We start from the raw sequence: 213 nt of genomic DNA on the forward strand, positions 1-213 counted from the left end.
GAGCTTCAGCATCTGCTTGAGCTTTAGCTGCTTCACGAGCTTTAGCCGCCTCTTGAGCTTTAGCTTCTGCTTGAGCTTCAGCATCTGCCTGAGCTTTAGCTGCTTCTTGAGCCTTAGCTGCTTCACGAGCTTTAGCCGCTTCTTGAGCCTTAACTTCTGCTTGAGCTTCAGCTGCTTCGCGAGCTTTAGTTGCTTCCGCGGCCTTAGCTTTTG

At 51.2% G+C, this 213-nt stretch carries 1 protein-coding gene; it reads right to left on the reverse strand.

Annotated features, from left to right (window positions below; all coding sequences use genetic code 11):
- Positions 1-213 (reverse strand): hypothetical protein (locus tag MR167_RS32705; RefSeq protein WP_242316333.1); only part of this gene is annotated, 213 nt, incomplete at both ends.

Origin of the sequence: Bacillus cereus group sp. BfR-BA-01355 (genome assembly GCF_022663675.1) — a bacterium.
In the GTDB taxonomy this organism is placed as follows: Bacteria; Bacillota; Bacilli; order Bacillales; family Bacillaceae_G; genus Bacillus_A; species Bacillus_A thuringiensis_S.